This window comes from Staphylococcus sp. HMSC62A08, assembly GCF_001839105.1.
Lineage (GTDB): Bacteria > Bacillota > Bacilli > Staphylococcales > Staphylococcaceae > Staphylococcus > Staphylococcus caprae.
Genome location: NZ_KV840024.1, coordinates 1 through 1,251, shown reverse-complemented (window position 1 = coordinate 1,251; position 1,251 = coordinate 1). Strand labels below are relative to the sequence as shown.

Annotated in this window: 2 protein-coding genes; both read left to right on the top strand. The window is 30.1% G+C overall.

Annotated elements, in window-relative coordinates:
* On the top strand, window positions 1-289 hold a 289-nt coding region (locus HMPREF3264_RS00040), incomplete at its 5' end, for an orotidine 5'-phosphate decarboxylase / HUMPS family protein (protein ID WP_176746795.1).
* Window positions 290-377: 88 nt separating this feature from the next.
* Complete coding sequence (locus HMPREF3264_RS00035) at window positions 378-896, top strand: type 1 glutamine amidotransferase domain-containing protein (protein WP_070871520.1); 519 nt, start codon at window positions 378-380, stop codon at window positions 894-896.
* Window positions 897-1,251 lie beyond the last annotated feature (355 nt).

Sequence of the window (1,251 nt, the reverse complement as noted above, 5' to 3'; positions counted from 1 at the left end):
AGAACAACGTGCAGCTGAATTAGATAAAATGGGTGCTGATTATATTGCAGTACATACTGGTTATGATTTACAAGCTAAAGGTGTATCACCTTTAGAAAGCTTACGTACTGTTAAATCAGTTATTTCAAATTCAAAAGTAGCTGTAGCAGGTGGTATCAAACCTGATACAATTAAATCAGTGGCAGTTGAACAACCAGATTTAATTATTGTTGGTGGTGGCATCGCAAACGCTGACGATCCAAAAGCTGCTGCTAAACAATGTCGTGATATAATTGATGGAAATGCTTAACCATTTTTAATATATGTTTAAACTCCCTCCTTCTTAGTGTATATAATATCTAGATTTAAAAATTATAATTGAAAGGTAATGTTGTAATATGACTAAAAAAGTAGCAATTATTTTAGCAGATGAATTTGAAGATATAGAATTAACTAGTCCAAAAGAGGCATTAGAAAATGCTGGATTTGAGACTGAAATTATTGGAGATACAGCAAAACAAGAACTTGTTGGTAAACATGGTGAAAAAGTAACTGTAGATATTAGCATTTCAGATGCGAAACCAGAAACTTATGATGCTTTATTAATTCCTGGTGGATTCTCCCCTGACCATTTACGTGGTGATGAAGAAGGCCGTTATGGTACCTTTACTAAGTACTTTACTCAAAATAATGTACCAACATTTGCGATTTGTCATGGTCCACTTTTACTAGTTGATACTGACGATTTAAACGGACGTACAATAACTGGTGTTATCAACGTACGTAAAGATTTATCTAATGCGGGAGCACATGTTGTTGATGAATCAGTTGTAGTAGACAACAATATTGTAACAAGTCGTGTGCCAGATGATTTAGATGATTTCAATAGAGAGATTATTAAACAATTAGAAGCATAAATTCAGATCCATTATAAATATTTATTTGATAGATTAGACTGTCGACAAAGATATAAACTTTGTCGATGGTTTTTTATTATTAATTTTTAATCTATAGAAAGTAAGCTGAGTATATATTAATATATTTTCAGGTTTTCACTAAATATAAAAGAGAAGAAAAAAACAAATAAAATCATAAATACCTTTTATTATATAAAGTATAACCATAAATGAAAAAGTGATAATCATCACAACAAAAAATACTATAGTCAAAATTTCTATAATACTTTCTATGATATTTTATCCTCCTATATAAATAGTCTTTTGCATTTCTCCATTCATCAATGTTATAATTTAATTAACAAGAGCTTCGTGC

Bases quoted from the DNA above. Each gene is read 5' to 3' on its own strand.
- HMPREF3264_RS00035 (WP_070871520.1), top strand. From the start codon at position 378: ATGACTAAAAAAGTAGCAATTATTTTAGCAGATGAATTTGAAGATATA.